The organism is Peribacillus sp. SIMBA_075 (assembly GCF_046534585.1).
Genome location: NZ_JAWRYN010000638.1, coordinates 1 through 271, shown reverse-complemented (window position 1 = coordinate 271; position 271 = coordinate 1). Strand labels below are relative to the sequence as shown.

Genomic DNA, 271 nt, shown 5'->3' with positions numbered 1-271 from the left:
TATCATTTCAAAAGAATGTTTTCTTTTCTAGCTGGCATATCACTATCAGAATATATTCGCTGTAGACGTCTTACCCTTGCTGCCTTTGAACTAAAAGATAGCAATGCAAAAGTCATTGATGTCGCTATAAAATATGGATACAACTCACCAGATTCATTTACACGTGCATTTCAAAATTTGCACGGAATAACGCCTTCAGAAGCTCGAAGTACAATTCGTTCTTTGAAGGCTTATTCACCAATGACCTTCCAACTATCCATTCAAGGAGGAA

Annotated in this window: 1 protein-coding gene; it reads left to right on the top strand. The window is 36.9% G+C overall.

Features of this window, described 5'->3' with window-relative positions:
- On the top strand, positions 1–271 hold a 271-nt coding region (locus SB775_RS29730; RefSeq protein WP_410864835.1), incomplete at both ends, for a helix-turn-helix transcriptional regulator.